This is a genomic window from Microvirga medicaginis, assembly GCF_052658925.1.
Map to the genome: position 1 here is coordinate 154981 of NZ_JBQWEL010000005.1, position 14949 is coordinate 169929.

At 61.1% G+C, this 14949-nt stretch carries 19 protein-coding genes; 10 read left to right on the forward strand and 9 right to left on the reverse strand.

Translation table 11 applies throughout. The annotated features are described in order from the left end of the window. Positions 1-39: 39 nt before the first annotated feature. Entirely contained in the window at positions 40-1275 is a 1236-nt protein-coding gene (locus ACUXUR_RS09280) for a YeeE/YedE family protein (protein ID WP_445502063.1), read from the reverse strand. A gap of 192 nt (positions 1276-1467) precedes the next feature. Here ACUXUR_RS09280 and ACUXUR_RS09285 point away from each other — a divergent pair, with 192 nt between their 5' ends. Continuing rightward, positions 1468-2499 (forward strand): cysteine synthase A, encoded by a 1032-nt coding sequence (locus ACUXUR_RS09285; protein WP_445502064.1) that lies wholly within the window; start codon positions 1468-1470, stop codon positions 2497-2499. A gap of 66 nt (positions 2500-2565) precedes the next feature. Here the strand turns inward: ACUXUR_RS09285 and ACUXUR_RS09290 are convergent, their stop codons facing one another. Both ACUXUR_RS09290 and ACUXUR_RS09295 read right to left on the reverse strand, forming a co-directional pair. After that, the gene (locus ACUXUR_RS09290) at positions 2566-3006 is read right to left on the reverse strand and encodes a hypothetical protein (RefSeq protein ID WP_047188160.1); all 441 of its coding nucleotides are present in this window, start codon (positions 3004-3006) and stop codon (positions 2566-2568) included. Positions 3007-3132: 126 nt separating this feature from the next. After that, positions 3133-3900 carry a sulfite exporter TauE/SafE family protein gene (locus ACUXUR_RS09295; protein ID WP_445502065.1) on the reverse strand — a complete coding sequence of 256 codons (768 nt, stop codon included), beginning with the start codon at positions 3898-3900 and terminating at the stop codon, positions 3133-3135. A 206-nt stretch (positions 3901-4106) separates the two neighbouring features. On the opposite strand from ACUXUR_RS09295, the gene ACUXUR_RS09300 reads away from it, so the two are divergent. Next, positions 4107-4364 (forward strand): hypothetical protein, encoded by a 258-nt coding sequence (locus tag ACUXUR_RS09300; protein ID WP_445502066.1) that lies wholly within the window; start codon positions 4107-4109, stop codon positions 4362-4364. Between the two features lie 57 nt (positions 4365-4421). Here the strand turns inward: ACUXUR_RS09300 and ACUXUR_RS09305 are convergent, their stop codons facing one another. Next, positions 4422-5957: a hypothetical protein gene (locus ACUXUR_RS09305; protein WP_445502067.1), complete on the reverse strand. Its 1536-nt coding sequence runs from the start codon at positions 5955-5957 to the stop codon at positions 4422-4424. A gap of 71 nt (positions 5958-6028) precedes the next feature. Continuing rightward, positions 6029-7135, reverse strand: a complete 1107-nt coding sequence (locus ACUXUR_RS09310) for a TAXI family TRAP transporter solute-binding subunit (RefSeq protein ID WP_445502068.1) — start codon at positions 7133-7135, stop codon at positions 6029-6031. 20 nt (positions 7136-7155) lie between these two features. On the opposite strand from ACUXUR_RS09310, the gene ACUXUR_RS09315 reads away from it, so the two are divergent. From ACUXUR_RS09315 to minE, 4 genes are all read left to right on the forward strand, one after another. Further along, entirely contained in the window at positions 7156-7512 is a 357-nt protein-coding gene (locus ACUXUR_RS09315; protein WP_445502069.1) for a hypothetical protein, read from the forward strand. Between the two features lie 111 nt (positions 7513-7623). After that, on the forward strand, positions 7624-8298 hold the full coding sequence (gene minC / locus ACUXUR_RS09320) for a septum site-determining protein MinC (RefSeq protein WP_445502070.1): 675 nt from the start codon (positions 7624-7626) through the stop codon (positions 8296-8298). A gap of 21 nt (positions 8299-8319) precedes the next feature. Beyond that, on the forward strand, positions 8320-9135 hold the full coding sequence (minD, locus tag ACUXUR_RS09325; RefSeq protein ID WP_445502071.1) for a septum site-determining protein MinD: 816 nt from the start codon (positions 8320-8322) through the stop codon (positions 9133-9135). Then, positions 9132-9398 (forward strand): cell division topological specificity factor MinE, encoded by a 267-nt coding sequence (gene minE / locus ACUXUR_RS09330; RefSeq protein ID WP_047188165.1) that lies wholly within the window; start codon positions 9132-9134, stop codon positions 9396-9398. The genes minD and minE overlap by 4 nt, the downstream gene beginning before the upstream one ends. Before the next feature lie 55 nt (positions 9399-9453). Here the strand turns inward: minE and ACUXUR_RS09335 are convergent, their stop codons facing one another. The 3 genes from ACUXUR_RS09335 to ACUXUR_RS09345 all read right to left on the reverse strand — a co-directional run bounded on the left by ACUXUR_RS09335 (position 9454) and on the right by ACUXUR_RS09345 (position 11904). Next, on the reverse strand, positions 9454-10641 hold the full coding sequence (locus ACUXUR_RS09335; protein ID WP_445502072.1) for a thermonuclease family protein: 1188 nt from the start codon (positions 10639-10641) through the stop codon (positions 9454-9456). Then, positions 10634-11071: a hypothetical protein gene (locus ACUXUR_RS09340; protein ID WP_445502073.1), complete on the reverse strand. Its 438-nt coding sequence runs from the start codon at positions 11069-11071 to the stop codon at positions 10634-10636. Before ACUXUR_RS09340 ends, ACUXUR_RS09335 begins: the two co-directional genes overlap by 8 nt. Before the next feature lie 443 nt (positions 11072-11514). Beyond that, the gene (locus tag ACUXUR_RS09345) at positions 11515-11904 is read right to left on the reverse strand and encodes a septal ring lytic transglycosylase RlpA family protein (RefSeq protein WP_445502074.1); all 390 of its coding nucleotides are present in this window, start codon (positions 11902-11904) and stop codon (positions 11515-11517) included. A gap of 349 nt (positions 11905-12253) precedes the next feature. Between ACUXUR_RS09345 and ACUXUR_RS09350 the strand changes: the two genes are divergently transcribed. Then, complete coding sequence (locus tag ACUXUR_RS09350) at positions 12254-13201, forward strand: DMT family transporter (RefSeq protein WP_445502075.1); 948 nt, start codon at positions 12254-12256, stop codon at positions 13199-13201. A gap of 3 nt (positions 13202-13204) precedes the next feature. Here ACUXUR_RS09350 and ACUXUR_RS09355 read toward each other — a convergent pair whose 3' ends face one another. Continuing rightward, the gene (locus ACUXUR_RS09355; RefSeq protein WP_445502076.1) at positions 13205-13492 is read right to left on the reverse strand and encodes a hypothetical protein; all 288 of its coding nucleotides are present in this window, start codon (positions 13490-13492) and stop codon (positions 13205-13207) included. Positions 13493-13683: 191 nt separating this feature from the next. Between ACUXUR_RS09355 and ACUXUR_RS09360 the strand changes: the two genes are divergently transcribed. The 3 genes from ACUXUR_RS09360 to infA all read left to right on the forward strand — a co-directional run bounded on the left by ACUXUR_RS09360 (position 13684) and on the right by infA (position 14915). After that, entirely contained in the window at positions 13684-14001 is a 318-nt protein-coding gene (locus ACUXUR_RS09360; protein ID WP_445502077.1) for a hypothetical protein, read from the forward strand. Between the two features lie 331 nt (positions 14002-14332). Then, positions 14333-14542: a cold-shock protein gene (locus ACUXUR_RS09365; protein WP_116528134.1), complete on the forward strand. Its 210-nt coding sequence runs from the start codon at positions 14333-14335 to the stop codon at positions 14540-14542. A gap of 97 nt (positions 14543-14639) precedes the next feature. Then, positions 14640-14915, forward strand: coding sequence for a translation initiation factor IF-1 (gene infA, locus ACUXUR_RS09370; RefSeq protein WP_445502078.1), 276 nt, complete (start codon positions 14640-14642; stop codon positions 14913-14915). Positions 14916-14949: the final 34 nt, after the last annotated feature.

Sequence of the window (14949 nt, forward strand, 5' to 3'; positions counted from 1 at the left end):
AGTCCGGGAAGCCTTTCTTGATTGTCCGGGCTGGAGATGTCAGCAGCTCGTGAGCTTCACACGCTCGACTTCAAGGCCGAAGAGCGGCCGGACGCGCGTGCCGATCACGTTGCCGGCAAAGGCCGCCGCGAGCCACACCCAGCCATGCAGGCTGCCCGAGGCGATGCCCGAGAAATAGGCGCCGATGTTGCAGCCATAGGCGAGGCGCGCACCATAGCCGAGAAGCAGGCCGCCGGCGATGGCGGCAACGGCGGAGCGCAGCGGGATCTTCCACACCGGCGCGAAACGCCCGGCAAGCGACGATGCAAACAGGGCGCCGAGGATGATGCCGAAATCCATCACCGTCGTGATGTCGTTGAAGATGCTGCCGTTGAGCTCGGCCTGGCGGGCGGGTGCGGACCAGTAGGGCCAGCTCGCCACATCGAAGCCGATGGCGGCCGCGATCTTCGAGCCCCACAGGGCGAAGGCCGAGGTGACGCCCCAGGGGCGGCCTGCGAGGTAGAGCGTGACGAAATTCAACAGCGCCAGCGCCACCGCACCGGCAACCAGCGGCCAGGGGCCACGCAGGAAGCGGGCGAGCCCCTGGCGCGGGGAGGGGGCGGCTTCGATCAGCCGACCGTGACGGCGCTTTTCGAACACCACCGTGACGGCAGCGATGAGCGCGAAGATGACGAGCTGCACGGCTAGCGCAGTCCAGGGGCCCCAGAGCTCGATGATCGAGATCTTGGGCAGGCTCGGCAGGGCCGTCCACCAATGCAGATGCGCGGCGCCGATCGCCGAACCTGCGATGAAGCCTGCGAGCGTGATCAGCATGCGCGTGGAGCCGCCGCCCACCGTATAGAGGGTGCCGGAGGCGCAGCCGCCGCCGAGCTGCATGCCGATGCCGAAGATGAAGGCGCCGAACACCACGCTGAGGCCCGCCGGGGAGACGTTGCCCGCGACCGGCTGGCCGAAGAGGGAGCCGGAGGCGAGGACGGGGAAGAACAGGATTGAGGCGATTGCCAGCATGACCATCTGCGCCCGAAGGCCTTCGCCCCGCCGGTCTGCGATGAACACGCGCCAGGCGGAGGTGAAGCCGAAGGCGGCATGATAGAGCACAAGGCCAAGCGCAGCGCCGAGCACATAGAGCGCGGCTTGCTTCGGGTTGATGAGGGCGCCGAGAAGGGCCGCGCCGCCGATGACGCCCGCAGCTGCCGCAAGCGAAGCCGGAGCATTGATGTTCACGCTCGCCCGGTTTCCAGCGGAAAGAGGCGAAGCCACTGCAGAGCTGGACATGGAGACCTTCCTTGCTGCGTTGGGGATAAGGCCTTCGCGGCCTGCGGACTGAACATGTGGTTCTTTTTAAAGAACGTCAATAGATGTATTATAGGAAATATATACGCATTAAATATGTGAATTTTTGCGAATTGCCCCTGCTGACTTTCTGCCCGATGTTCCCGCCGCACCCTCACAGGAATGACCGCTCATATGTCCATCAAGCCTGACGTCCCCGCTGCCATCGGCAATACGCCTCTCATCAAGCTCCGCCGTGCCTCGGAACTCACCGGATGCACGATCCTTGGCAAGGCCGAGTTCATGAATCCCGGACAATCCGTGAAGGACCGGGCGGCCCTCTTCATCATCCAGGATGCGGTGAGGCGCGGGGTGCTGAAACCCGGCGGCGTGATCGTGGAGGGAACCGCGGGCAATACCGGCATCGGCCTTGCCCTCGTCGCTAATGCCTTGGGCTATCGCACAGTGATCGTGATCCCCGAAACGCAGAGCCAGGAGAAGAAGGACATGTTGCGCCTGGCCGGCGCCGAACTCATCGAAGTGCCGGCCGTGCCATATGCCAATCCCAACAACTACGTGAAGGTGTCGGGGCGACTCGCGGAGCGCCTTGCCGCATCCGAGTCGAATGGTGCGATCTGGGCAAACCAGTTCGACAACGTGGCGAACCGGCAGGCCCATATCGAGACGACGGGTCCGGAGATCTGGGAGCAGACGGGTGGCGAGGTCGACGGCTTCATCTGTGCGGTGGGCACCGGCGGTACGCTGGCCGGCGTCGGCATGGCATTGAAGAAGAGCAATCCGAAGATCGCGATCGGCCTTGCCGATCCGATGGGTGCTGCGCTTTACAGCTATTATACGACGGGTGAGCTGAAATCGATGGGCTCATCCATCACCGAAGGAATCGGTCAGGGGCGTATCACGAAAAATTTGGAGGATGCGCCCATCGACGTCGCGTTCCAGATCCCCGATGAGGAAGCGCTGCCGGTCATCTTCGATCTGCTGGAGCATGAAGGCCTGTGCCTGGGCGGGTCGTCAGGCATCAACGTGGCGGGCGCGATCCGTCTCGCCCGTCATCTCGGCCCGGGGCATACGATCGTGACGGTGCTGTGCGATTACGGCACGCGCTATCAATCCAAGCTTTTCAACCCGGCCTTCCTGCGCGAGAAAAACCTTCCCGTGCCTGAGTGGTTGGAGCGCAATAGCAAGATTGATCCGGGGCTCGTGTAAGAGCGCGCAAAGCAAACGCTGCGTCCGAGCGAGCAGACGCAGCGTCAGATTTCGGCAATGAATTCTTTAAGCAGCGGAGGGCGTGCTCGTTTCCGTTGTCTCGCTTTCCTCCGGGCGCGCCTGATGCGTGCGTGAGAGATTGACTGGCGGACGTGCGGTTTGTCCCGGCTGTGCTGCTCTTGCAGGAGCAATAATGTTCTGAAGGTCCGCCTGGATGCTGTCGAGAAGATCGATCATCCACAGCTCGCTCGTATCCACCTTGTCTCGCAGGGCGGACTTCGCGATATCGACCTTCGCGGAAATTTCCATCGGGTTGCGGGACGGCAGCGTGCTGAAATCCTGCTCGAGGGTTGCGAGCTCGACCAGAAGCTCATCGCGCAGAGCACGCTGCTCCTCGGCGGTGATCAACGGCGAATTCAGCATGCCACGCAGGGCTGCCCAGCGCAGGCCAAGAGCGCTCACGGATTGCGTGCCGCTGAGTTCTGCGAGTTTCTGATTTTCAGCCACGGGATCATCCTTCTGAGAAAACTGAATCAAACCGTGACAGGAAGAGGGATGGTTGTGGCGTGAATCGGGCAGGCACGTGAGAAAAGCGAAAACCGCGCGCGAAAAGATCGCGCGCGGTTAACGAATTCAGCCGATAAAGAAATACAGTGTCAAAGCCGCGCCTACTGCGATCACCAGCCAGCGGATCACGCTCGCCGGCAAGCGGCGTCCGAAGACGACGCCGAGATAACCGCCGATCACGGATGCGGCGCCGACGATGAGCGTCTCGGGCCAGCTGACGAGGCCAGCCGCGATGAACAACACGACGGCGACGAGTTGTATGAGCGTGGAGCAGAGGTGCTTCGCCGAGTTGATGAGGTGGAAATCATCGCCCTCGGTGATGGCAAGCGCCGCGAGCATCACGATGCCCATGCCTGCGCCGAAGAAGCCGCCATAGGCGGCAACGAGAGTTTGGAAAGCGAGGCCTGCCGCCCACGCGCGGTTCGAGGGGTGTTTGCCCTCGACCTTTCCGATGCGGCGGGCGAGCGCCACGATGCTCGGGCTCGCGGCAAAGAGCAGGGTCGCGAACAGCAGAAGCCACGGCACGAGCTGGCGGAAGGCTGCGTTGTTCGTGACGGTGAGAATATAAGCGCCACACAGGCCGCCGATTAGGCTCACCGCACCGAGGGCCGCAAAGCGGCGGGCATTGGCGGCAAGCTCTCGTCTGTAGGCCCAGGCGCTTGAAAGGTTCGCAGGTGTCACCGCGACCGCGCTGGTCGCATTGGCCACCACCGGGGGAAGGCCTGCTGCGACAAGGGCCGAGAAGGTGAAGAAGGTGCCGCCGCCTGCAATTGCGTTGACGAGACCTGCCGCAAGACCCGAAGCCGCAAGAAGAGCCGCAGTGGTGAGTTCCATGATCCGTTCAGTCTGATGAGGAGAAAAGGCGAGGAGGGAAGGCTGGAGATAGCACGTCGGGGCTTTTAGAGCCCCTTGAGCGAATGTCTAGAGAGACGCAAAGCGCGAAAAAAGCACGTCTTGAGCCTTAAAATCCTAAGCTTTCCTGTGGATCACAGCTTGGGCATCCATTGCTCTAAAGCCCGCGAAGGCGGAATTTAGAACACATGTCGAACATCATCCCTCTCGTCCCGCGCCTGAAGCAGGCCAAACCCGCCGCCTCCGAGGCGGAGGAGCGCGCTGCGCTGGCGGCAGATCTGATCGATCTGATCGAGCGGGTGAGGGACGTGACCGAGCATGTGGCCGCCCTGTCCGGCCCACCCCTCCAGATCCAGCAGACGGCCCAGCATCTTTTGGACGCTGGAACCGCCCTGGAGCGGGCTGTCGAGTCGCTGACCGAAAACGGCGAGTGGGTTCCGTTTTAGAAGCCCTGTGATGGGGCTTGAGGCGTCAGCTTCCAGAGCACGGGCGAATCCAGCCCCCTATTTCAGCGCCTCTATCCTTTCTCCCGCTTGGGCGATTCCGAGGGCGCGAGCCCTCATATAGAATTCCTGCGCCTTGGCCGGATCGCCCCGGATGCCTACGACCCGCAACCTGGAAAGGGCATTCGGATCGAACGTCTCGGCCATCAGGAAGGCAGCGCGCGCATTGCCGCTTGCCAGGGACCGCTCCAGCAGGAGACGGGCTCCGCTCACGTCTCCCTTGCTCAGAAGCTCTTCCGCGCGGGCGATGAGTCGGTCGTCTGCCTTCACGGTATCCGGCGGGCTATTCCTGATCTCTGCCTGCGGAGAAGCCTTTATCGCATCCACGGGCTTCGGTGGGACGGGCAGCGGTTGGATACTGTCCGGCAAGGATGCGACTACGACGGAGGCAGACTCCCTTTGAGGCAAGGCGGATGTGATCTCTTGCGGGGCCGCTTCGACCTGAGGCAGAGACGAGACGTTCTGGGGTTGAACATTCTCCTGGTCCTGAGGCAACGGGGCGTCCATCCCTTTGTCTGCAATCCGGAGCACAAGAGGTATGGCGCTTGACTGGTAGGGCTCCTGCAGAGTGCGTATCTGCTTGAGGGCATTGGTGAGTTCTTCGGTGAGTGTGCCTCTCCGAATCCGTTCCTGCGCGAGAGCATTCTCCAGCTCAGTCACTCGGGCCGATTCGGATGCAATCGCCTCATTCTTGAAAAGCTTCAATGCGCGAAGCTCCTGCTCCATGCTGGCAAGCTGATGGACGGCATTGTCTCTTTGCTCCCGTTCCTGTCGCAGACGAGCCTCCAGTTCGTCCGTATTCGGTGGAGGTGCAGGCTTTTCCTGTTCTCTCGACTCCTGCAGAGCCTGATAAGCCGCCTGGAGACTCGCGAGCTCGCGCGTGACGGCTTCGACCTGCTCCTGCTCCTTGCCCAAGGATTGCTGCATCTCGGATGCTTTCGCCTCCTGAGAGGCCGTTTCCGTCTCCAGCTGTGTCTTCAGGACGCTATTCTCCTCCATGAGATCATTCAGCGTTTTGGAGATCGTACTGCTGTAGAATTGCTCCTGCTCCAGCGCCCTCTGCAGATCGGCTGCGTTCGATGCAGCAGAAGAGGCAGGTGCGCTGCAGGTCGCCGGCGGCATTCTTTCCTCGGTCGGATTCGGCAAAGATATGGAAGCTCCGTCGATACCGGCGGCCTCAAGAATCGCGAGGAAGTCAGGATCATGCAGGTGATCGGTGAGGAGAACGGCGAGAGTGCCAATCTCGATGGCCGTATTGAGGCTGTTCTCCGCGCCGCTCAGATCGCCGTTGCGGATGGAGGATCGAAGCTTTTCAGCAAATTGTATCCTGTCTTGGGATGTTAAAAGAACCCGCAGAAGGTGCGGAAGGTTCGAGGCTCCCGGCTGGCCTGGAATGTTGGTGCCTGCCACCGGACCGATGCTCTCGGCCGTGCGGCTTTCGGCGAATGCAGGGCCGAGGAGCGAAAGGCTGATCAATGTGCCGGCCAGCAACTCGGTCGCTAAACGTTTCGAGGTCGATGCGTCTCGTCCATTCATGTCGGACCTCCCTCTTTGGTTGCCAAAGGCTTGATGCTTAAGCCTTTGGCCTCGGTCCAGTTGGATCTTGATTAGTCTTGCCGGGTGCTCCGCCGGGTCACTTTCTGCCGATCGGTTTGCCATGCCAGGAAATCCCGGAAGAGAGCTTCGCGCTGCTCTGCCGTCACATTGATCCCTCTGCTGTTTATGAAGCTCTCAAAACCTTGAACCTCAGCCGATGGATTGCCTGCCGCAGCGCGGTCCAACCAGTCCTGAGCAGGCTTCACGCGTTCCCAGCCGGGTACGTCCGCAGCCAGATTGACTTCCTTCCATTTCGGATGTCGGCCCGGTTGGAGAAACTCGTCGAAATGGGAGAAGAACGCATTCACGAAACGCTTGACCCGGGAATACCGATCGGAATTTTCTGGCCAGTTGAATACGGCGAGCAGGCTGCCGACGGCCAAGGTTTCGGTCGGCTGATTCCTGTCTACCAGCTGCGGATAATCCTCACTGGTAAAGCGGGCTGGAAAGTAGCTCTCCGCGATCTCTCCTTCAAAGGGGATAGAGATAAGATGGAAGCGTCCATCAGTCTGGAATTCCGCAATCGCGCGCACCGGCCGCCCGGCGACATAGACGGCCGCCTGGATTTCCCCGGACTTGAGCTTCGCATAGGACGAGGCCTGGTCGAAGGTCGTGACTTCCGGCTTGATTCCGAGCTTCTCGAAGATGAGGCGCGAGGTCAGGTTCGTTCCGCTGCCGGCCTTGTCGATATTAACCTTTTTACCATCGAGCTGCCGGATGTCGGTGATCTCCCGGCTTGCGATGATATGGACCTCCTCGTTGTAGAGACGGGTGATGAAGCGCAGGCGCCGGGCTGCACTGTCCTGAAGGTTTTCGGCCTTCAGCTGCTCCCGAGCATCCATCTGCACGATGCCGATATCGACGCCGCGCAGGAACATGATGTCCCGCAGATTCTGCAGCGAGCCGCGTCCGATCATCGGCAGAACGCGCAGGTCCTCGCCGTCGAGGACGTTGGCAAGATCGGCTGCAATACGGATGTAGGTTCCGTCAGCCCCGCCTGAGATGACACCTACGGTACCGGTGTTGGCGCGGGAGGGACTGAATGCCGGTGCGGTCTGGGCCGATGCACCGGCCAGACCCGAGATGAGAATGGCTGCAACGACAGGAGCCTGATGCAACAAAAGCTTCAGAAATTTGCGTGCTGAGAGAAAACCATAAGCGCGACCCGACATTCCTTGTCCTCCCTGGACCTGCCTTCCGGCTGCTCGTCGATCGTTTTGTTTCCGTGCGTCGTTTTAAGAAAATGATCTTCAAAATTCAGAAGCAAAACGAAGGAAGAACGATCCTATGCTCCTCGCGAGCATGGTCAATTGAGCTTCGACCTCTGAATACTACGCAAGAAGTGATAGAGACTACTCACAAAGAGATATGTTTTGTCTTTATATTCCTTGTGGAAGTGCAATTTCTCATCGACGAACTGCCAGGCTTTGTCGGCCAAGAAGCCGTTTTGGTTCGCGGCATTAAGAAAATTGTTGGCGCCGAGCAGCTCTTTTAACGGTCCATTAACCATAAGCGTTCGAAATCAGGGAGTATTAAAGGAATTTGACCTCCCGTGACCATCGCCGTTCGCCCCCGCCCCGCTCTTCGCTTCCGTGGAAGGTCCTTCATGGCCCTGGTCCTCGCGCCTGAAGTGCCGCTGAGGGACTGGCTCGAGGATCTCGATGCCGTGTCGGAGCGTTCGCCCGGATTTTTCTCCGGTCGCCCGATCATTGCCGATGTCTCCAACCTCAAGCCCTCCAAATCCGAACTGAAGTTCCTCCTGGCCGCTTTCAGGATGCGCAATATCCGCATCATCGGCCTCGAGGGTGCTGCGCCTGAGAATGTCGAGCCCGACATGCCGCCGCAGATTACCGGCGGCAAGCCTGCGGGCGAGATCGATGTGACGGATGCCGTCGGCACCGCCAATGACGCGGTTGCGGCCGTCTCCGCATTCAGCCACCAGCCCTCCGCGGAGAAGTCGCTGATGATCGAAGGCTCCGTGCGCTCGGGCCAGTCGATCCTGCATCCCGAAGGCGACGTTACGGTTCTCGGCTCCGTCGCCTCCGGCGCGGAGATCGTGGCCGGCGGCTCCATTCATGTTTACGGTGCGTTGCGAGGCCGCGCGATTGCCGGATGCACGGGCAATGGCCGTGCGCGCATCTTCTGCAGAAAGTTCGAGGCCGAGCTCATCGCTATCGACGGTCTTTACAAGACCGCCGACGACCTCGGCACAAAGTTCCACGGTCAACCCATCCAGGTTCACCTGGATGGCGATTCGATCATCCTGCAAACCCTGGATTGATAGAGAGAAAGAGAGACGACAATGGCCAAAGTCTTGGTCGTAACATCCGGCAAAGGTGGCGTTGGCAAGACCACGTCCTCGGCAGCTCTGGGCGCGGCGCTCGCGCATAGTGGCGACAAGGTCGTTGTCATCGACTTTGACGTCGGCCTGCGCAATCTCGATCTCGTCATGGGCGCGGAGCGCCGCGTGGTGTTCGATCTCATCAACGTGGTGCAGGGCGATGCCAAGCTCTCTCAGGCTCTCATCCGCGACAAGCGCCTCGAGAACCTCTCGCTGCTTCCCGCGTCGCAGACACGCGACAAGGACGCGTTGACGGAGGAGGGCGTGGCCAAAGTGCTCGGCGAACTGCGCGAGAAGTTCGACTGGATCATTTGCGATAGCCCGGCCGGTATCGAGCGCGGCGCCACCATGGCCATGCGCCATGCGGATGTGGCCGTCGTCGTCACCAATCCGGAAGTGTCGTCGGTTCGCGATTCCGACCGCATCATCGGCCTCCTCGATTCCAAGACCGAGAAGGCGGAGAAGGGCGACCGCATCGAGAAGCACCTGCTGCTCACCCGCTACGATCCTGCCCGCGCCGAGCGTGGCGAGATGCTCAAGGTGGACGACGTTTTGGAAATCCTCTCCATCCCGCTGATCGGTATCATTCCCGAAAGCGAAGAGGTTCTGCGCGCGTCCAACGTGGGCTCGCCGGTGACCCTCAACAACCCGTCGAGCGCGCCGGGCCGCGCCTATTTCGATGCCGCACGCCGGCTGAAAGGCGAGACCGTCGAGATCACGATCCCGAGCGACAAGAAGGGTCTGTTCGGCAAACTGTTCGGACGGAGGGCCGCATGAGCCTCATGAGTTTCTTCAACCGCCGCACGTCGGCGCCTGTTGCGCGCGAGCGCCTGCAGATCCTGCTGGCGCATGAGCGTGGCATCGTCGGCGGGCAGCCCGATCTGGTGGCGAAGCTGCGCGAGGAAATCCTCGCCGTCGTCCGCCGCCACGTGATGGTCGAGCACGACAACGTCCAGGTGAAGATGAACCGCGATGCGGATATCTCGACCCTCGAGATCGAGGTCGAGATCCCGGCTCCGGTCCCGGTCGGCGCCCGCTGATCAATGTTCGCGAAATGATGAAACGGCCCCCTGCAGGTGCAGGGGGCCGTTTGCTTTACGGCTGCTTGTTCCACACGCCGATCTTCGCCTCGCGCGCCTTATTCGCAGCAGCCTTCAATTCCGGCGTCGCCTCGGCCGTGGGCTGACCGCCGCCATTGTAGAGAATAACCCGCGACAGATCCTGCCCGCCGACATGGCAGCGATAGGTATCGTTGCCGCCCACGGGTTCGCACGTCACTTCGCGGCCCTGAAGATAAGCTGTCAGATCCTCCGGCTTGCCGGCGCCCGGTGCCCATTCCACGCCGAAGAGGCGGACCACTTCGCCATTCAGAGACAGGGTTGCAGTGTCGATCACATCCGGTACGCCGCGCAGCGTCTGACCGCCTGACGAACGCGGCGCAGCAGCGGGGGCATTGGCAACCTGGCTGGCGGCCACGGAGCCTGTTTCCGATGGACCATCGGTGCTGGCCTGCGTGATGTCGTCGGGACGGAGGAGAAGGAACGCGCCGAGGCCCAGAAGCAACAGAACGGCCGCAACAGCGCCCAAGGCGAAGCCGGGGCGGCGGGATACGGGTTTGTCCTGCAGGTTGTCGAAGAAGGCTTCGGCGCGCTCCCGGGAATCGGCAATCGAGTGGGCCAGTCCCTTTCGAACATTCGCCATCGTGCCGCTGCTGGTGAGGACCGGGGAGGCTTTCAACCTTTCGGACATCCTCTTGGACCAGGCGTGAAAGCGGGCCTTGCCTTTACGCCAACGGTTCAGCGCGTGCGTGTCCGAAGAGGGCGCGGGCTGGCTTTCCCGTGCCGGTTCGTTCGAGCCGAGGGTCAGCCAGTCCCGCTTCAGCTCCTGCTTCGGCTGTGCAACCTCGTGATGGGCCTGCTCCGCCAATTCATCCGGGGGTGACTGCGGCTTGGGCGGCGACTTGAAGAGAACGGGGTGGAGAGTACGCAGCTCGGCAAGCAGATCCTGCAAGGTGAACGGCACCTTCTCCCCATTCCTCTCGATCATGCGGGGCTGGCCGTTTGCATCGATCACGGTGAGCTTCATCTCGCCATCGATCTCGGACGGACGCAATGAGGACTCGATGATGAGTTCCAAAGCCCGGCGTGCATCGTCGGTCGGATTGATCCTGTCGACCTCGGCATGGATGAGCGCGCGCATACGCTCCCTCATCTGGACCGCATGACCGATGGGGGTGTCGCCGAGATGATGGGAAGTGTCGCGGACGGACGTGACATCACTCATTCGATGTTCCCTCCGAAGCAAGAGTGCGCCTACGTGTCTGCGTGAGCAATGTGCTGTGCTCCGCAACGATCACAGGCTTCTCGCCGATGAATTCCAAAATGAGCTGAAGCGCGCCGGAGCCTTGCGACATGCGCCGCCGCTTTGGATTGATCGCGGTGTAATCGAACACCGCATGCACCTTGCAGACCGTGCCGGCGGGGTTGCAATCGGTGCCGATAGCCTCCGGGCGGGGACGATATTCACGCTCTGGCCACCGGCGTATGAAGCGCTGCTTTTCCTTGTACAACCGCTCCAGGCTGACCGTGCGTCCATGAAAAAGCACACGCGGGGCATAAAGCTCGGCCGTCGCGTCGAGCGCTATGTCATTCCGCGCTGACCACGATGCCAGATAATCGATGGCGAAGTCCTTGGCCGCATCGGCCCGCGACACGCGTCGCTCATTCTGGGGCTGTTGCCGTGGCTCTGCGGCCTTCGTGCGCGGCTCAGATTGCTGTGGTTGCGCGGGTGGCGGCGCGGCTTGCGGCGGCTGCGCGGCTTGTCGGGGTTCCGGCGTTGGCGAGACGGCGGGCAGCCTGGGAGGCTGAGGGGATTGCGCGGAAGGGGCAGCAGGTGCGGGTTGCGGTTGAGCTGGAGGTGCCGCCTGAGGCGCGGCATCGCTCTCTGCTGGCGGATCGACCCACGGTTGTGCGCTTTGCGCAAGAACCACGGAGCCGCTTGCGCCGAGCAGCGCAAGAAGGGAGAGAGTCGATGCCAGTAACGGACCAGCCTGCATGTGATATTCCGAACCGCCTTCTCACGACGAAAAAGGTGACCGGGGAAAAGCAGGCTGGAGGGTTCTGAGTTCCATCGGGAACCGTGTCGGAAGGGTTCCGATCAGAGTTCCGCGACCGTGACGGAGCCAACGCCTGAAATGCCGATAGCCTGCGCGGAGGCGCGCGAGAGGTCGATCACGCGGCCATGCGCATAGGGGCCACGGTCATTGATGCGAACGACCACAGACTTTCCGGTACGCTGGTTCACGACACGCACCTTCGTGCCGAAGGGCAGGGTGCGGTGGGCTGCAGTCAGTTCATTGGTGTTGAAGGTTTCACCGCTTGCCGTCCGACGTCCGTGAAAGCCGGGGCCGTACCAAGAGGCGCGGCCGCTCTGAACGACTTTCCCGGAGGTTTCCTGCGGCTGGGCCTGCGCTATCGAGGCAGAGAAGAGAGCCGCAGCCGAGAGAATAAAGGTCGCGACGCGAAGTGTTGCCTTGCGTTGATCCACAATGCATTCCCTTGTTGTTGTCAGAGGGCGTGCAAAATGAAGGCTAATAAGGCAACAATAAGACCTTCATTGTTGATGAACTGGTAAGGTTAACGTTATGTTTACTGAACAGGCGTTCATCCTAGACGCTGGATGTTGTAACGGTTTGTAGCGTTTAGCCTAAACAGGAGTAGATCAACTGAAGCTCAATGCTGGCGCTCTGGTCCCGGGGCACAGGATCCATTCATCGAGAGCATGGTTCGGGTACCGAGTTTGCACTTCTCATTGCAGAGAAATGAACCTCTAGTGGCGCCGACAACTGCCTCCAGGCTCGCAGCGCCCGCATGCGGGCCTCTTTTTTGAGTCCCCCATGACCATAGCTTCCAGGGCCGCCGAGAGCGAGGCGCCGTTGAAAATCACAGAGCAGCTCCCTCACGCGCAGGTGGTTCCGTCACCAGTGCGGGGCATCCTGCTGCTGGTGGCCTCGACGATCGTTTTTTCCTTCTGCGATATCATCACCAAGCATCTCGCGGCCACGCTTCCCGCAACCGAGATTGCCTGGATCCGATATGCCACCTTCTCCTGCATCGTCGTTCCCGTGATCCTGCTCACGGGCGGCAAGGTGTTGTTTCGTGCCAAGCGTCCCGGCCTTCAGATCCTGCGGAGCTTCGGCATGATCGGCTCTACCCTGTTCTTCACACAGGGCCTGCGTTATCTGCCGGTGGCGGAATCGACTGCGATCTACTTCATCTCGCCCATTCTCATCATGGCATTGTCGATCCTCTTCCTGGGAGAATCGGTGGGGTGGCGGCGCTGGATCGCGGCTCTTGTCGGACTGACAGGCGTGCTGGTCGTCATCCGTCCGGGCACTGATGCCTTTCAAACGACGGCGCTGCTGCCGTTGCTTGGCGCGACGAGCTGGGCGGCGGGTGCCGTGGTGACACGCAAGATGAGCGGCAGCGACCATCCGCTGACGACGCTCGCCTATTCAGCCGTCGGTGGCTGCCTGATCCTGAGTGCGGCGCTTCCCTTCAATTGGGTGGCGCCCTCAGGAAGCGAAATCGGCTTTGCTGTCCTGATGGGATTGTTCTTCGCCGTCGGGCAATGGTTCGTCGTGCTGGCCTATCGCCATGGCAACGCGTCCGTGATTGCGCCTTTCTCTTATGTGCAGCTGATCTGGGCGGGAGCGCTCGGCTATCTGGTCTTCGGCGCTCTGCCGGATGGCTGGACCATCATGGGCGCCTGCATCATCGCCGCCAGCGGTCTCTATACCGCCTATCGCGAGCGCGTGCGCATGTTGCAGCGGAACGGGGCTTAAGACTTAGGCTCCCGCCGAATGCACGATGCGCAGGCGCGGACGCGCGGCGCGGCTGTAGAAGGTGAGCACGACGCAATCTTCAACCGCCTCGCCTTCGACCAAGCGATAACCGAACTGCTCCGCTACGGCGCGCACCTGCCCGAGGTTGGCCTTCGAGATGCGGCGGCTGAACTCCGAGACGTCCTGGCTCATGAGTGCGGCCAGCATGCCGACCTCGACGCCCTGGTCGAAATCAGCGCTGCGTGCCGGAAAACGAAGCCGCAACCCCTCGGCAAGGTGGATGTGATGCATGTGATCCCGTTCACTTCACGACGTTTCAGCGGGGTTATGGCTCACAACATCCTACTGCTTGCTTAAAACAGCCCTGCGGCGACCTCCTTGTGGATAGCACGGACAAGATTGGCTGGATCCGAAAGCCCCTCACGGCATTTATTCTTTCATAGGCTTTGTAGTTGGCGGCTGAGCAGATGAGGGAGCTTGAGATGAAGATCCATACGACGGGTATCGTGCTTGCGGCCTGTCTTCTGGCTCAAGCGGCGTCCGCGGCGGACATGACGTATCGGGCCGCGACCCGAACCACCCGCGTGATCCGCATGATGCCCGTCGTCCCCGAGCGCGCGATTGCTCGCTTGGCGGACCAGGGCCTCGGATACTCGGTCCTGCATGAACCACTCGGTGTGCCGCCGAGGGGTTACCGGGTCCATGTCACCTGCACCATCACGGAGACCTTCAGGCAGACCTATTGCCCGACCCCTGCCTACGTGGCCACTTGCCCGAACGCCGTCATCGGCTGCCGATAGCGGCAGAGAGGAGCCCTGGACGGGCGGTATGGCTGTTATGCGATCAGTCTTTCGAAAATTCAGGGAAAGTTGTTCCGCGCGAGGCCAGGCTTTTTTGAACCAGAGAAGAAAGCCAAAATAAATTACTTCTCCCGGGTGCCTTGTATTTGCCTGATTAGGGCACTAGATCATTCTCCATCGACATTTGGCCGGACAATCGGGCCGTTACGCCTTGGCATGCCAGGCGCACGTTCAGACACTCTCCCAAACATCGACGAACCCGAGACTGAGGTCGTGCTCCCGCACGCCTTCAAGCTCACGTGCACTGACGCATAAACTCAAGGATATCCCCATGATTACGGGCACCGTAAAATTCTACAATGACCAGAAGGGCTTCGGCTTCATTCAGCCGGACAACGGCGACAAGGACGTGTTCGTCCACGCGACCGCTCTCGAGCGCGCTGGCATCCGCGGCCTTCGCGAAGGCCAGAAGGTGTCCTTCGACACGGCTGAGGACCGCCGCTCCGGCAAGGTCGCCGTCAACAACATCCAGACGGCCTAATAGCCCCGTCTCATCAGGCGGCGTGGCGTTCCGCGCCGCCTGATAAAGCCGCCCTTCGGGAGCGGCTTTTTTGTTTTTCACAGCAAGGAATTTCTCAATGGCCAAAGAAGAGCTGATTACATTCGAAGGCGAAGTTGTCGAAATCCTGCCGGACTCCCGCTACCGCGTGAAGCTGGAGAGCGGCCACGAGATCGTCGCCTACACGGCTGGGAAGATGAAGAAGAACCGCATCAAGACGCTGGCAGGCGACCGTGTCACCGTCGAGATGTCGCCCTATGATCTCGACAAGGGCAGGCTCATCTTCCGTCACAAGGACAGCGGATCCGGCGGTCCTCGTCCTGCTGCGCGCCGTCCGCAATTCCGCCGCCGTTAAGCCGCACCCAGGCGATCATTCAGTCCAGCAAAGG